Below are 14,255 nucleotides of genomic sequence, written 5' to 3' on the forward strand. Positions count from 1 at the left end.
CCGCCGCCGAGGCCGACAAGCCGGCCGAGGCCCCCGCCGCCGAGGCGGAGAAGCCGGCCGAGGCCCCCGCCGCCGAGGCCGAGAAGCCCACCGAGGCCCCCGCCGCCGAGGCCGAGCAGGCCTGACCCCGTCAGAGCCGTTGACGGCGGGAGCGGTGACACGGGAACCGCTCCCGCCGTTCACCCGTAGGTCGGCGGCGCGCCGGGGACCTGCTCCAGTGCGGTCCCTGACCCCGCGGATCTGAGAACCTCCAGACTTCGAGAAAGATTCACAGACTCATGGCGAACTACACCGCCGCCGACGTCAAGAAGCTCCGGGAGCTCACCGGCGCCGGCATGATGGACTGCAAGAAGGCGCTGGACGAGGCCGACGGCAACGTCGACAAGGCCGTCGAGGCGCTCCGTATCAAGGGCCAGAAGGGTGTCGCCAAGCGCGAGGGCCGCTCCGCCGAGAACGGCGCCGTGGTCTCGATCATCGCCGGCGACAACTCCTCCGGTGTCCTCGTCGAGCTGAAGTGCGAGACGGACTTCGTCGCCAAGGGCGAGAAGTTCCAGGCCGCGGCCACCGCCATCGCCGAGCACATCACCAAGAGCGCCCCGGCCGACCTCGAGGCGCTGCTCGCCTCCGAGATCGAGGCCGGCAAGACCGTCCAGGCGTTCGTGGACGAGGCCAACGCCAACCTGGGCGAGAAGATCGTCCTGGATCGCTTCGCGCAGTACGCCGACGGCTACGTCACCGCGTACATGCACCGCACGATGCCCGACCTGCCCCCGCAGATCGGTGTGCTCGTCGAGCTCGACAAGCCCAACGCCGAGGTCGCCAAGGGCATCGCCCAGCACATCGCCGCCTTCGCGCCGAAGTACCTCGCCAAGGAGGACGTGCCGGCCGAGGTCGTCGAGTCCGAGCGCCGCATCGCCGAGGAGACCACCCGCGCCGAGGGCAAGCCCGAGGCCGCGATCTCCAAGATCGTCGAGGGTCGTCTGAACGGCTTCTTCAAGGACGCCACCCTGCTCGGCCAGCCCTACGCGCTGGACAACAAGAAGTCCGTCCAGAAGATCCTGGACGAGGCCGGTGTCACCCTGAAGCGCTTCACGCGCATCAAGGTCGGCATCTGAGTCCGTACCGCGACGGGCGCGCGACCCCGATAGGGTCGACAGCAGTCGTTCGGACACGCGTCCGCACACGCGCGCGTGCCGGACGACAGCAGATCTGACAAGGAGGCCATTGCCGCATGGGATGCGAACACCGCCCCACCGGCAATGGCCTTCTTCGTATGTGCAACACGCGAAAGAGGCGGGATCCCCGATGACCACCAAGGCTGAGAAGAGCGACGACGGCAAAGTACGCGGCCGGTTCATGCTGAAGCTGTCCGGAGAAGCCTTCTCCGGTGGCGGCGGCCTGGGCGTCGACCCCGACGTGGTGCACGCCATCGCGCGTGAGATCGCCGCCGTCGTCCGGGACGGCGCGGAGATCGCGATCGTCATCGGCGGCGGCAACTTCTTCCGCGGCGCCGAGCTCCAGGTGCGCGGCATGGACCGCGCCCGCTCCGACTACATGGGCATGCTCGGCACCGTGATGAACTGCCTCGCCCTCCAGGACTTCCTGGAGAAGGAGGGCGTCGACTGCCGCGTGCAGACCGCCATCACCATGGGGCAGGTCGCCGAGCCCTACATCCCGCTGCGCGCGGTGCGGCACCTGGAGAAGGGCCGCGTGGTCATCTTCGGCGCCGGCATGGGGATGCCGTACTTCTCCACCGACACCACCGCCGCGCAGCGCGCCCTGGAGATCGACGCCGAGGCGCTGCTCATGGGCAAGAACGGCGTGGACGGGGTCTACGACTCGGACCCGAAGACCAACCCCGACGCCGTGAAGTTCGACGCGCTCGGCTACGGCGAGGTCATCACCCGGGACCTGAAGGTCGCCGACGCCACGGCCGTCACCCTGTGCCGGGACAACAGCCTGCCGATCGTCGTCTTCGAGCTTCTGAAGGAGGGCAACATCGCCCGCGCCGTCAAGGGTGAGAAGATCGGCACGCTGGTGGGTGACCAAGCCGGGCGCAACTGACCGGGGGATGGACAATGTCCTGCCGGTCGGGAACCGTGCAGGAAGAAGACGCGACGCAGCCGGCCGCCGCCCCGAAGAGGAACCGCAGCCGGGCCTACTCAAGACACGCAGGAGCAAGTGGTGATCGAAGAGACCCTCCTCGAGGCCGAGGAGAAGATGGAGAAGGCCGTCGTGGTCGCCAAGGAGGACTTCGCCGCGATCCGCACCGGCCGTGCGCACCCGGCGATGTTCAACAAGATCGTGGCCGACTACTACGGCGCGCCGACGCCGATCAACCAGCTGGCCTCGTTCTCCGTGCCCGAGCCGCGCATGGCCGTGGTGACGCCGTTCGACAAGACCGCGCTGCGCAACATCGAGCAGGCGATCCGCGACTCCGACCTGGGCGTCAACCCGAGCAACGACGGCAACATCATCCGGGTGGTGTTCCCCGAGCTGACCGAGGAGCGCCGTCGCGACTACATCAAGGTCGCGAAGAGCAAGGGTGAGGACGCCAAGATCTCGATCCGCTCCGTGCGCCGCAAGGCCAAGGAGACCATCGACAAGATGATCAAGGACGGCGAGGTCGGCGAGGACGAGGGCCGCCGTGCGGAGAAGGAGCTCGACGACACCACCGCGAAGTACGTCGCCCAGGTGGACGAGCTCCTGAAGCACAAGGAAGCCGAGTTGCTCGAGGTCTGATGAACGACTCTTCCTGGAGGGCGCCGCAGACCGGGTACTGGGGCCCGCCCGACCATGTGCCCGGCCATGCGCCCGGCCAGGGAGCCGCCCAGGCGGGTCCCGCGTACGATGCGCACTACGCGCAGCAGACTCGCCCCATGCCCGTCGTGCCCGACGTACCCGAACACGGCGGAGACCAGGATGTGGAACAGGGGGCCGCTCGGCTGAGCGGCCCCCTGTTCCGAGACGAGATGCCGCAGGCACGGCCCCATCCCGGGGAGGTGTCGCAGAATCCGGAGCCCATGCCCCACGCCCCGCAGCCGGCGCCCGCCCCGCAGAAGAAGACCGCAGGGCGCGACCTCGGTTCCGCGATAGGCGTCGGCGTCGGCCTGGGGGCGGTGATCGTCGCCTCGCTGTTCGTCGTCAAGGCCGCCTTCGTCGGCGTGGTCGCCGTCGCCGTCGTGGTGGGCCTGTGGGAGCTGACCAGCCGGCTCGAGGAGCGCAAGGGCATCAAGGTGCCCCTCGTCCCGCTGGCGCTCGGTGGCGCGGCCATGGTCGTCGCCGGGTACGCGCGGGGGGCCGAGGGCGCGTGGGTCGCCATGGCGCTCACCACGCTGGCGGTACTCGTCTGGCGTATGACGGCGCCGCCCGAGGGTTACCTCAGGGATGTCACGGCGGGCGTCTTCGCGGTGTTCTACGTCCCGTTCCTCGCGACCTTCGTCGCGATGATGCTCACCGCCGAGGACGGCGCCTGGCGCGTCCTCGTCTTCCTCCTGCTCACCGTGGTCAGCGACACGGGTGCGTACGCCGTGGGCTGGCGCTTCGGCACGCACAAGCTCGCCCCCAGGATCAGCCCCGGCAAGACCCGCGAGGGCCTGCTGGGCGCGATCGGCTTCGCGATGGTGGCGGGCGCGCTGTGCATGCAGTTCCTGATCGACGACGGCAGCTGGTGGCAGGGCCTGCTGCTCGGCCTCGCCGTCGCCGCCAGCGCCACCCTGGGCGACCTCGGCGAGTCGATGATCAAACGCGATCTCGGCATCAAGGACATGGGCACCCTGCTCCCCGGTCACGGCGGCATCATGGACCGGCTCGACTCGTTGCTGCCCACGGCGCCGGTGGTGTGGCTGCTGCTGGTCATCTTCGTGGGGCCGGCCTGACCCGCTCACCACGCCGGCACGGCAGGGCCGTCCCGTGCCGGCGGACCTGCCTGTTCACCGCATCCCGTCGGGACGGATCCCGACGGGATGCGCTCGCGCCCGTCGCGCCCGCACCGAGATGACCACCGCCCCGGACCGGGCCTGTCACCCGGGTAGTCCCTCCCGGCGGACGCACACCGGCTCGTGGGGCCGGTCCCCGCGGCCGGACACCGGCCGTCAGTGTTCCCCGGGGCCGACGACGCCCGGCCGGCGCAGCGCCACCATGGCGACGTCATCCTCGAGCCGGGCCCCCGAGTACCGCCGCAGGTCCGCGTGGAGCGTGCTCAGCAGCGCCTCCGGTTCCTTCTCCGTCCAGCGCCGCACCCGCTCGGCGAGTGGATAGAAGGCCCCTGCTCCGTCGCGGGCCTCGGTCACCCCGTCGGTGTACAGCAGCAGCGTGGACCCGGGCGGCATGGCGGCGGTGTCCACGACCGGGCCGTCGGCGTTCAGGTCGCCCAGGCCCAGGGGCGGGGCCGGAACGGTCGGTCCGAGAGCCGTGACGGTGCCCCTGTGGAGCAGCAGGGGCGGCGGATGGCCGAGGTTCACCAGACGCATACGGCCGTCGTCGGCCAGCTCGACCACCACGGCGGTGACGAACGACTCGGCCGTGAACCGGTCGGCCGGTCCGTCGCGCGGACCGGTACCGGCGGACTGCTCCCGGACCTCCTGGCGGAACGCCGCCTCGATCTCACCCGCCGTCTCGAGCAGGGGGATGTCGTGCCGCGCCGTCCACCGGAAGCCGTTCAGCACGCACCCGACGATCTCCAGGGAGGCCAGCCCCTTGCCCTGGACGTCCCCGATGAGCACCCGCGTGGTGTGCCCGGACCGGGTGAGGGCGTAGAGATCACCGCCCACGGCGGCCTCCTCGTCCGCCGCCAGGTACAGCGAGGCCACGCCGAAGGGGCCGGCCCGGGCGGGGAGCGGGTGCAGCAGCACCCGTTGGGTGACCTCGGCCACCCAGCGGGAGGCGGCCAGCCGGCGCTCACCGCGCACCCGCACGGCGCCGGCCGCCACGGACGCCGCGCTGATCAGCGACAGGGTGATGATCTGGACCGGGAAGTTCGCCGTGTGTCCGTCTGCTGGTTCGCCGCGGCGGCCGTCACCGCGCAGGGGAACGCCACGGCGAGCACCACGAGGACGCACACGGGTGTGCAGAAGATCGCGGCGAAGGTCGGGCCGGCCACCATCAGCGGACCGAGGCGCACATCCTGTCCCGCCACCAGGTCCACCAGCAGCAGGACCAACGGCAGCAGGCAGAAGGCCGCCACCTGGATCGCGGGATGCCGCAGGGCGCCGGACGCCAGTGCCCTGGTGGTGATGGCCCGCACATCGATCACCTCCGGAACCGACCTCGCCCACCGAGAACTTCAAGGCGATATGTGTATATACGGGACGAGTCTGCCCCGATCGCCACGCGGCCGGGGCGGGGACGGGTACGGAAGCGCCCGGGAGTGGAGATGACCTCCGCGCGTGTCTGCGACACTGGGAAGGCCATGCCTAAGCCCGGAGAACTCACATTCGTAGCGCCGCGCGGAGCGAAGAAGCCGCCGCGGCACCTTGCCGATCTCACGCCCGCCGAGCGCAAGGAGGCGGTCGCCGCGGCCGGTGAGAAGCCGTTTCGCGCCAAGCAGCTCTCGCAGCACTACTTCGCGCGGTACGCGCACGAGCCGGAGCAGTGGACCGACATCCCGGCCGGCTCGCGCGGCAGACTCCAGGAGGCGCTGCTTCCGGAGCTGATGACGGTCGTGCGGCATCTGTCCACCGACCAGGGCACCACCCGTAAGACGCTGTGGAAGCTGTTCGACGGGACGCTCGTCGAGTCGGTGCTGATGCGGTACCCGGACCGGGTGACCATGTGCATCAGCTCCCAGGCGGGCTGCGGCATGAACTGCCCGTTCTGCGCGACCGGGCAGGCCGGGCTGGACCGCAATCTGTCGACCGCCGAGATCGTCCACCAGATCGTGGACGGGATGCGGGCGCTGCGGGACGGCGAGGTGCCGGGCGGCCCGGCGCGGCTCAGCAACATCGTGTTCATGGGCATGGGTGAGCCGCTCGCCAACTACAACCGGGTCGTCGGGGCCATCCGCCGCCTCACCGACCCCGAGCCGGACGGGCTCGGGCTGTCGCAGCGCGGGATCACCGTGTCCACCGTCGGGCTCGTGCCGGCGATCCACCGGTTCACCGGCGAGGGCTTCAAGTGCCGGCTCGCCATCTCGCTGCACGCCCCCGACGACGAGCTGCGCGACACCCTCGTCCCCGTGAACACGCGGTGGAAGGTGCGCGAGGTGCTCGACGCCGGGTTCGAGTACGCGGCCACGTCCGGGCGGCGGCTGTCCATCGAGTACGCGCTCATCCGGGACATCAACGACCAGGCCTGGCGCGGTGACCGTCTCGGGCGGATGCTCAAGGGCCGTCCCGTGCACGTCAACCTCATCCCGCTCAACCCCACGCCCGGCTCCAAGTGGACCGCCTCCCGCCCCGAGGACGAGAAGGCGTTCATGGAGGCCATCGCCGCGCACGGTGTGCCGGTGACGATCCGGGACACCCGTGGGCAGGAGATCGACGGGGCGTGCGGCCAGCTCGCCGCGAGCGAGCGGTAGGGTGACCCGGGTACGCCACAGTTGAATACATCTTCATATTCCGACAGGGGAGCGCCACAGCGCTGAGAGTGCGGCACCGGCCGCAGACCCTCCGAACCTGGCCCAGGTCATTCTGGGTAGGGAGATCGGTCATCACTCGAGCTGTTGCGCCCTGCCCGGGACGTCATCCGGACGTCCCGGGCAGGGCCGCGTCTCTTCCTGGTCACTCCAGGAGGAATCAAGTGGGTATCACCAAGAAGGTCACCGCCCTGGCCGTCGGGCTGGGACTGGTCACGCTGTCCGCGTGCGGGTCGTCCGACGGGGACGGCGGTGGCAGCGGCGGCGGGTCCAAGACCGTGACCCTCGTCAGCCACAACTCGTGGGCCGTGTCGAAGGACGTCGTCGCCGCCTTCGAGGAGCAGTCCGGCTACGAGCTCAAGGTCCTCGAGGACGGCGACGCCGGGCAGGCCGTGAACAAGGCGATCCTGACCAAGGACAACCCCCAGGGCGACGTCTTCTTCGGCGTCGACAACACCCTGCTCTCCCGCGCCCTCGACAACGGGCTGTTCCAGCCGTACGAGGCGAAGGGCTCCGATCTCGTCCTCGACGAGTACCTCGTGGACCAGGACAAGCACCGGGTCACCCCGGTCGACAGCGGTGACGTCTGCGTCAACTATGACAAGGCATGGTTCAGCGAGCACGACCTGAACCCGCCGAAGACCCTCGACGACCTGATCAAGCCGGAGTACAAGGACCTCCTCGTCGTCGAGAACGCCTCCACCTCCTCGCCCGGCCTGGGCTTCCTGCTGGGCACGGCCGCGAAGTACGGCGACGAGGGCTGGCAGGACTACTGGAAGAAGCTCAAGGCCAACGGCGTGAAGGTGGTCGACGGCTGGGAGCAGGCGTACAACGAGGAGTTCTCCGGCTCGGCCGGCGGCAAGAAGGCCAAGGCCGACCGGCCGCTGGTGGTGTCGTACGCCTCCTCGCCGCCGGCCGAGGTCATCTACGCCGACCCGAGGCCGGAGACCGCGCCCACCGGCGTCGCCGAGGACACCTGCTTCCGCCAGGTCGAGTACGCGGGGCTGCTGAGCAACGCGAAGAACCCCGAGGGCGGCAAGGCGCTGCTGGACTTTTTGATCAGCAAGACGTTCCAGGACGACATGCCGCTCAACATGTTCGTGTATCCGGTGCGGGAGGGCGCCCAGGTGCCCGAGGAGTTCGTGAAGTTCGGGCCGCAGGCGAAGGACCCGGCGACCATGGATCCGGAGAAGATCGCCGCCAACCGTGACCAGTGGGTCAAGTCGTGGACCTCGCTCGTACTGAGGTGACGCGAGCCGCGGCGAAGCGGCGCGGGAGCGCGGCGCGGCTCGGCCTGATGGCCGTGCCGGTCGCGTTCTTCGCCGTGTTCTTCGCCTATCCCGTCGCCGCGATCGTCGCGCGCGGACTGAAGCCCGACGGGATCTGGCAGTTCGGGCGGATCGGGGACGTACTGGCGCAGTCCGACGTCCGGCAGGTGCTGTGGTTCACCACCTGGCAGGCGCTGGCCTCCACCGCCCTCACCCTGCTGATCGCCCTGCCCGGCGCGTACGTCTTCGCCCGCTTCGACTTCCCCGGCAAGCAGGTGCTGCGGGCCGTGGTCACCGTGCCGTTCGTGCTGCCGACGGTCGTCGTCGGTACGGCGTTCATGGCGCTGGCCGGGCGCGGTGGCCTGCTCGACGAACTCTGGGGCGTACGGCTGGACACCACGGTGTGGGCGATCCTGCTCGCGCACGTCTTCTTCAACTACGCCGTGGTCGTACGCACCGTGGGCGGACTGTGGTCCCAGCTCGACCCGCGGCAGGAGGAGGCCGCGCGGATGCTCGGCGCCTCGCGGTTCGCGGCCTGGCGGTCCGTCACCCTGCCCGCGCTCGCGCCGGCCGTGGCCGCCGCCGCGCTGATGGTCTTCCTGTTCACCTTCACCTCCTTCGGCGTGGTGCAGATCCTGGGCGGGCCCGCCTTCTCCACCCTCGAGGTGGAGATCTACCGGCAGACCTCCGAGATCTTCGACCTGTCCACGGCCGCCGTCCTGACGATGATCCAGTTCGTCGCGGTGGGCTCGGTCCTCGCCCTGCACGCCTGGACCGTACGGCGCCGGGAGACCGCGCTGCGGCTGGTGGACGCCACGGTGACCGCGAGGCGCCCGCGCGGCGCGGGGCAGTGGGCGCTGCTCGGCGGAGTCGTCGCCACCGTCGCCGTGCTGATCATGCTGCCCCTCGCGGTACTGGTGGAACGGTCCTTCGGCGACGCGGGCCTCGGCTACTACCGGGCGCTGACCGAGGACGACGGGGGAGTGTTCCTCGTCGCGCCCATCGAGGCGGTCGGCAACTCGCTTCAGTACGCCGTCGCCGCCACCGCCATCGCCGTGGTGATCGGCGGTCTCGCCGCCGTCGCGCTGACCCGGCGGGACGCGGGGCGGCTGGTGCGCGGGTTCGACGCGCTGCTGATGCTGCCGCTCGGGGTGTCGGCGGTGACCGTGGGCTTCGGTTTCCTGATCGCCCTCGACGAGCCGCCGCTGGACCTCAGGGCCTCCTGGATCCTGGTCCCGCTCGCCCAGGCACTGGTCGGTGTCCCCTTCGTCGTACGGACCATGCTGCCCGTGCTGCGGGCCGTGGACGTACGGCTGCGAGAGGCGGCGGCGGTGCTCGGGGCGTCGCCGTGGCGGGCGTGGCGGGAAGTGGACCTGCCGCTGGTGCGGCGGGCGCTGCTGATCGCGGCCGGGTTCGCCTTCGCCGTGTCGCTCGGGGAGTTCGGGGCGACGGTGTTCATCGCGCGGCCGGAGAACCCGACCCTGCCGGTGGCCGTGGCGCGGCTGCTGGGGCGGCCCGGAGAACTCAACTACGGCCAGGCGATGGCCCTGTCGACGATTCTGATGATCGTGTGCGCGGTGGCGCTGCTCGTACTGGAGCGGCTGCGGACCGACAGAACCGGGGAGTTCTAGATGCTGCTGAGCCTTGAGGCCGCGACGGTCCGCTTCGGCGGGCGGGCCGTGCTGGACGCCGTCGGTCTGGGGGTCGCCGAGCAGGAGACCGTGTGCGTGCTCGGGCCCAGCGGCAGCGGCAAGTCGACGCTGCTGCGGGCGGTCGCCGGGCTGCAGCCCCTCGACTCCGGGCGGATCCGGCTCGACGGACGGGACCAGTCGGGCGTGCCCGCGCACAAGCGCGGGGTCGGGCTGATGTTCCAGGACCATCAGCTGTTCCCGCAGCGGGACGTGGGCGGCAACGTGGCCTTCGGGCTGCGGATGCACGGCGCGTCACGCGGTGAACAGGCGCAGCGCGTACGGGAGTTGCTGGACCTGGTGGGGCTGCCGGGGGCGGCCGGACGGGCCGTCGCCGCGCTGTCCGGCGGTGAGCAGCAGCGGGTCGCGCTGGCCCGCGCCCTCGCCCCCAGCCCCCGGCTGCTCATGCTCGACGAGCCGCTGGGCCAGCTCGACCGATCGCTCAGGGAACGCCTCGTCGTCGAACTGCGGGAGCTGTTCGGCAGGCTGGGCACCACGGTGCTCGCGGTCACCCACGACCAGGGCGAGGCGTTCGCCCTGGCCGACCGGGTGGTGGTGATGCGGGACGGGCGGATCGCCCAGTCCGGTACGCCGCTCGAGGTGTGGCAGCGGCCGGCCGACGCGTTCGTGGCGCGCTTCCTCGGCTTCGAGAACGTCGTCGGGGCGACGGTGGCGGACGGGATCGCCGTGACCCCCTGGGGCAAGGTCCCCGTGCCGGACGGCGCCCCGCAGGGCACGCGCACCCTGCTCGTCCGGCCGGCCGGTGTCCGTCTGGTCCCGGCCGACGAGGGTCTGCGCTGCACGGTGGCCGCGCGCACCTTCCGGGGCACCCATGTCGCCGTCCGTCTCCAGCCCGACGACGCGCCCCGCCTGGAGGCGGCCTGCGCGCTCAGGGCCGCGCCCGGGGTCGGGGACGAGGTGGGCGTGGAGTTCGACGCCGCGGAAATCGCCGTGCTGGGGTGAGCGCGTCCTTCTGGGGTGTGCGGCATGACCCGACTCACGCACGACCGCTACTGCCGGGAGATCGAGCGACAGGTGGCGCAGTTGAGGACCGTCGTGACATCCGGCGCCGATCTGTCCGGCACGGTGCCCACCACCCCCGACTGGTCCCTGGAGCAGCTCGTACGGCATGTCGGCGGCTCCCTGCGCTGGGCCGCGCTGATGGTGCGCACCAAGGCGGAGGACGAGATCCCCGAGGAGCGGGTGCCGGGATTCGAAGGGCCCGCGGTCCGCGGCGACCGTGGTGCGCTGGACGCGTGGCTGGCGGAGTGCGGCGAGCTGGTCGTCGGGGCGCTGCGGGACGCCGGGCCGGACGCGACGGTGTGGAGCTGGGCGGGGATCTGCGACGCCGGGTTCTGGGCCCGCCGTACGACGCACGAGCTGATCGTCCACTGTGCGGACGCGGCCCTCGCCGCCGGGCTGCCCCTCGAGGTCGCCCCCGATGCCGCCGGTGACGCCGTCGACGAGTGGCTGGAGATCGTGGAGTGGGCACAGCGGACGCTGCCGGAGGACACGGTCCATGAACTGCGCGGGCCCCGGCGGACGATCCAGCTGCACGCCACGGACATCGGTGCGGAGGTGAACGCCGGGCGAGGCGAGACGGAGGTCCCCCCGGCCGGAGGGTGGGGGAGGTTGATCGAACTCACCGAGGACGGTGTCTCCTGGCGCCGCGGCCACGAGAGGGCCACCGTCGTGCTGCGTGGCCCGATCACCTCCGTGCTCCTCGCCTTCTACCGCCGGCTGCCGCTGGACGGGCCGGAGCTGGAGGTGCTCGGTGAGCGGGAGGCGCTGGAACTCTGGCTGGAGCGGGCGACGTTCGGCTGAGCGGCCGGGTCACGGAAGTGGCCCGCCCCCCTGAACAGGGAGCGGGCCACCCGTGTGTGCGTGAGACGTCAGCGCTCGCTGTTGGTCCCCCGGCGGCGCATGCCGAAGAAGACCGCGCCACCGCCGACCGCGACGAGAGCGGCCGCGATGCCGGCGATCAGTCCGGTGTGGGAGTCGGCACCGGTCTCGGCGAGGTTCGACTCACCGGCCGGGGACGGCGCGTTGCTCGAGGTGTCCGCCGGAGGGGTGCTGTCGCTCTCCGACGGGGACGGGGCCGGCGCGCCGGGCTCCTCGGCCGGGGGCGAGGAGGGCTCCGACGCAGACGGCTCGGGCTCCTCCTGGGCCGGGGGCTCCTCGTCCGTCCCGCAGGCCGTCGCCGGGGTGGTCAGGTTCGGCTTGATGTCCTCGTCGACGTAGGGCTTCGCCTTGACGTGGATGCGGTACTCGGCGTTCGGCTTCCACTCCTCCTCGAAGGTGATGGTGGTGCCCTCACGGGTGCCCTTGACCACCTGCTCGCCGATCTTCTCGATGTCGGCGCCGTTGTTCTGCAGGAACACGGTGACGGTCGCGGGGACACCGGCCGGGTCGACGTCGGTCACGGTGATGACACCGTTGTCACCATCGCACGTGGCCTCGGCCGAGAACTCGTTGATGTTGCACGCCGCCGCGGTGCCGGCGACGCCGAGCGCGAGGGCGGCGGACGCGGAGGCGACACCGAAGACGCGTACGGAGCGCGCTACGGTACGGCGTGATATGGACAGAACTGCCACGTTTGTCCTTTACGGGATGCGCAAATGCGGAGGGTTGAGGGGGTGTTGACGGGACATCAGCACCCCCTGGAAGCTCCCAGGTCTATAAGCGCCCCATAAGTAGTGTCAACGCATATGCCGATCGCAGGCCCGGGTTTTGCCTGCTTATTAACCGCCCAGGCGTTTCAGCGCCTCCGGCGCCTCCTCGATCCGGTCCACGAGGGCGATCCGCGCCTCCATCGGCCGCTCCCGGGCGAGGGACCGCAGCAGCGGCCAGGCGGGCAGCTTCTCCGTCCAGTGGGACCGGTCGACCAGCACCATGGGCGTGGGCTCACCGCGCGACCGGTAGTAGTTCGGCGTCGTGTTGTCGAAGATCTCCTGCACCGTGCCGGCGGCACCGGGCAGGAACACGACCCCCGCGTTGCAGCGGGCGAGCAGGCCGTCCTCGCGGGTGGCGTTGGCGAAGTACTTCGCGATGTGCGAGGCGAAGGCGTTCGGCGGCTCGTGGCCGTAGAACCAGGTGGGGATGCCGACCGAGTGATTGCCCTGCGGCCAGCGGGTGCGCACCTCGAAGGCGGTACGCGCCCAGTCGGTGATCGACGGAGTGAACGACGGCGCGGCCGACAGGAGTTCGCAGGCCTCGTCGAGCATGTCGTCGTCGTACGGGGCGGCGTAGGCGCCGAGGTTCGCGGCCTCCATCGCGCCCGGACCGCCGCCTGTCGCCACCGTGAAGCCGGCGTGGCTCAGCGCCCGTCCGAGGCGGGCGGCACCCCGGAACTCCTCGGTGCCGCGGGCCATCGCGTGACCGCCCATCACGCCCACGACCCGCGCGCCGCGCAGCAGTTCGTCGAGGGTGTCGGACATGGAGTCGTCGTGCACCGCGCGCAGCATGGAGGCGAAGATGTCGCCGCTCGCCCCGGTCCGCTGGAACCAGGCGTAGGCCAGCGCGTCCGGGGTCGCCTCGTACCCCTTGTCGAGCGAGGCGAACAGGTCGCCGGGTGTGTAGAGATGCCCCCGGTACGGGTCGAAGGGCAGGCCGGGGACGGGCGGCAGGACGAGCGCCCCGTCGGTGCGGAGCTTCTCGGCCGCGTCCGGGCGCATCCGGCAGCCGAGGAACACGGCCTCGGCCGTGTCCGTGCCGAGCAACTCACGGGTCCGGTCGGTCAGATCGACGGCCTGGACACGGAACCCGGAGAGCGTGCCGCGCGAGGAGACGACGGCGTCGAACTCCTCGAGCGTCTCGATCTCGCGATCCCCGTGATGGACGGCATGGGCGGGACTGGTCTGCACCCGCCCATGCTAGGGCAGGCCCTGGGCCCCACCGTCCGTCAGCCCTCCACGGCGGCCGGGTCCATCCACACGATCTCCCAGGTGTGGCCGTCGAGGTCGTCGAAGGAGCGGCCGTACATGAAGCCGTGGTCCTGGGTCTCGCCGGCCGTGGACCCGCCCGCGGCCAGGGCCTTGTCCACCAGTTCGTCGACCTTCTCGCGGCTCTCGGCGCTCAGCGCGATCAGCACCTCGCTGCTCTTCGTGGCGTCCGCGATCTCCTTCTTCGTGAACTCCGCGTACTTCTGCCTGGTCAGCAGCATCGCGATGATCGAGTCGCTGATCACGACCGAGGCGGCGGTCTCGTCGCTGAACTGCGGGTTGATGGAGTAGCCGAGCTCCGTGAAGAACTTCTTCGAGGCGTCGAGGTCGTCGACGGGCAGGTTCACGAAGATCATCTGCTGGTACATGGCGGGGCCTCTTCCGTTCGGTTCCGTGCTGTTCATGGGGTAGACCGAGGGCCCGCGCGGAACTCATCGGCCCGCGGAGATCTTTTTCGGGCTCTTCTCGCACGGCCCTCGGCGGCCCCCCGTCGCGCGGCGCTCAGCCGGTCAGCGGCCACGCCGACAGCTGGGCCACGACCAGCGACAACGGTCCGAAGAGGGCCAGCAGCACACCCGCGCGGAGCGCCGCCGCCCTGCGCAGCGTCACGGTGGGCGCCCCGAGGAGGCGCAGTGCCGCGGTGGTGTCGGCGCGGGCCTGCCGGGACTCGACGGCGGCCGTCAGCAGGGTCGCCACCGTGCAGCCGGCCACCAGCAGCAGCCCGAGGGCGACGAGCGGACCGGAGGACGCGTCCTCGCGCTCGTGCAGCGAGGCCATCGCGTAC

At 71.0% G+C, this 14,255-nt stretch carries 14 protein-coding genes, 1 pseudogene and 1 riboswitch; of the genes and pseudogenes, 9 read left to right on the forward strand and 6 right to left on the reverse strand.

The window, feature by feature from the left end:
• The first annotated feature begins 278 nt into the window (after nucleotides 1-278).
• The 4 genes from tsf (at nucleotide 279) to B9S61_RS00795 (ending at nucleotide 3,878) form a co-directional block, all read left to right on the forward strand.
• Nucleotides 279-1,115 (forward strand): translation elongation factor Ts, encoded by an 837-nt coding sequence (gene tsf, locus B9S61_RS00780; RefSeq protein ID WP_103540441.1) that lies wholly within the window; start codon nucleotides 279-281, stop codon nucleotides 1,113-1,115.
• Nucleotides 1,116-1,305: 190 nt separating this feature from the next.
• Nucleotides 1,306-2,064 (forward strand): UMP kinase, encoded by a 759-nt coding sequence (gene pyrH / locus B9S61_RS00785; protein ID WP_103540442.1) that lies wholly within the window; start codon nucleotides 1,306-1,308, stop codon nucleotides 2,062-2,064.
• 120 nt (nucleotides 2,065-2,184) lie between these two features.
• Nucleotides 2,185-2,742 carry a ribosome recycling factor gene (frr, locus tag B9S61_RS00790; RefSeq protein ID WP_103540450.1) on the forward strand — a complete coding sequence of 186 codons (558 nt, stop codon included), beginning with the start codon at nucleotides 2,185-2,187 and terminating at the stop codon, nucleotides 2,740-2,742.
• Nucleotides 2,742-3,878 (forward strand): phosphatidate cytidylyltransferase, encoded by a 1,137-nt coding sequence (locus B9S61_RS00795; protein WP_103540443.1) that lies wholly within the window; start codon nucleotides 2,742-2,744, stop codon nucleotides 3,876-3,878. The genes frr and B9S61_RS00795 overlap by 1 nt, the downstream gene beginning before the upstream one ends.
• A gap of 216 nt (nucleotides 3,879-4,094) precedes the next feature.
• Here the strand turns inward: B9S61_RS00795 and B9S61_RS00800 are convergent, their stop codons facing one another.
• Entirely contained in the window at nucleotides 4,095-4,931 is an 837-nt protein-coding gene (locus tag B9S61_RS00800; RefSeq protein ID WP_258039488.1) for a PP2C family protein-serine/threonine phosphatase, read from the reverse strand.
• A gap of 14 nt (nucleotides 4,932-4,945) precedes the next feature.
• Complete coding sequence (locus B9S61_RS41920) at nucleotides 4,946-5,254, reverse strand: hypothetical protein (RefSeq protein WP_258039489.1); 309 nt, start codon at nucleotides 5,252-5,254, stop codon at nucleotides 4,946-4,948.
• 156 nt (nucleotides 5,255-5,410) lie between these two features.
• On the opposite strand from B9S61_RS41920, the gene rlmN reads away from it, so the two are divergent.
• From rlmN to B9S61_RS00825, 5 genes are all read left to right on the forward strand, one after another.
• A complete protein-coding gene (gene rlmN / locus B9S61_RS00805) occupies nucleotides 5,411-6,517 on the forward strand; it encodes a 23S rRNA (adenine(2503)-C(2))-methyltransferase RlmN (RefSeq protein ID WP_103540451.1) in 1,107 nt (368 codons plus the stop codon).
• Nucleotides 6,518-6,552: 35 nt separating this feature from the next.
• Nucleotides 6,553-6,658, forward strand: a riboswitch (TPP riboswitch).
• A gap of 80 nt (nucleotides 6,659-6,738) precedes the next feature.
• Nucleotides 6,739-7,824 (forward strand): thiamine ABC transporter substrate binding subunit, encoded by a 1,086-nt coding sequence (locus B9S61_RS00810; protein ID WP_103540444.1) that lies wholly within the window; start codon nucleotides 6,739-6,741, stop codon nucleotides 7,822-7,824.
• Between the two features lie 47 nt (nucleotides 7,825-7,871).
• Entirely contained in the window at nucleotides 7,872-9,473 is a 1,602-nt protein-coding gene (locus B9S61_RS00815) for an iron ABC transporter permease (protein ID WP_103540445.1), read from the forward strand.
• On the forward strand, nucleotides 9,474-10,493 hold the full coding sequence (locus tag B9S61_RS00820; protein WP_103540446.1) for an ABC transporter ATP-binding protein: 1,020 nt from the start codon (nucleotides 9,474-9,476) through the stop codon (nucleotides 10,491-10,493).
• 24 nt (nucleotides 10,494-10,517) lie between these two features.
• Complete coding sequence (locus tag B9S61_RS00825) at nucleotides 10,518-11,354, forward strand: maleylpyruvate isomerase family mycothiol-dependent enzyme (RefSeq protein ID WP_103540447.1); 837 nt, start codon at nucleotides 10,518-10,520, stop codon at nucleotides 11,352-11,354.
• Nucleotides 11,355-11,422: 68 nt separating this feature from the next.
• Here the strand turns inward: B9S61_RS00825 and B9S61_RS00830 are convergent, their stop codons facing one another.
• From B9S61_RS00830 to B9S61_RS00845, 4 genes and pseudogenes are all read right to left on the reverse strand, one after another.
• A complete protein-coding gene (locus tag B9S61_RS00830; protein ID WP_374936166.1) occupies nucleotides 11,423-12,124 on the reverse strand; it encodes an LAETG motif-containing sortase-dependent surface protein in 702 nt (233 codons plus the stop codon).
• 147 nt (nucleotides 12,125-12,271) lie between these two features.
• Nucleotides 12,272-13,393, reverse strand: coding sequence for an LOG family protein (locus B9S61_RS00835; RefSeq protein ID WP_103540448.1), 1,122 nt, complete (start codon nucleotides 13,391-13,393; stop codon nucleotides 12,272-12,274).
• 38 nt (nucleotides 13,394-13,431) lie between these two features.
• Nucleotides 13,432-13,839 carry a VOC family protein gene (locus B9S61_RS00840; protein WP_103540449.1) on the reverse strand — a complete coding sequence of 136 codons (408 nt, stop codon included), beginning with the start codon at nucleotides 13,837-13,839 and terminating at the stop codon, nucleotides 13,432-13,434.
• Nucleotides 13,840-13,972: 133 nt separating this feature from the next.
• A pseudogene (locus B9S61_RS00845) lies at nucleotides 13,973-14,255 on the reverse strand (hypothetical protein); the annotation flags it as partial.

It is taken from the genome of Streptomyces sp. SM1 (assembly GCF_002910825.1).
Classification (GTDB): Bacteria; Actinomycetota; Actinomycetes; order Streptomycetales; family Streptomycetaceae; genus Streptomyces; species Streptomyces okerensis.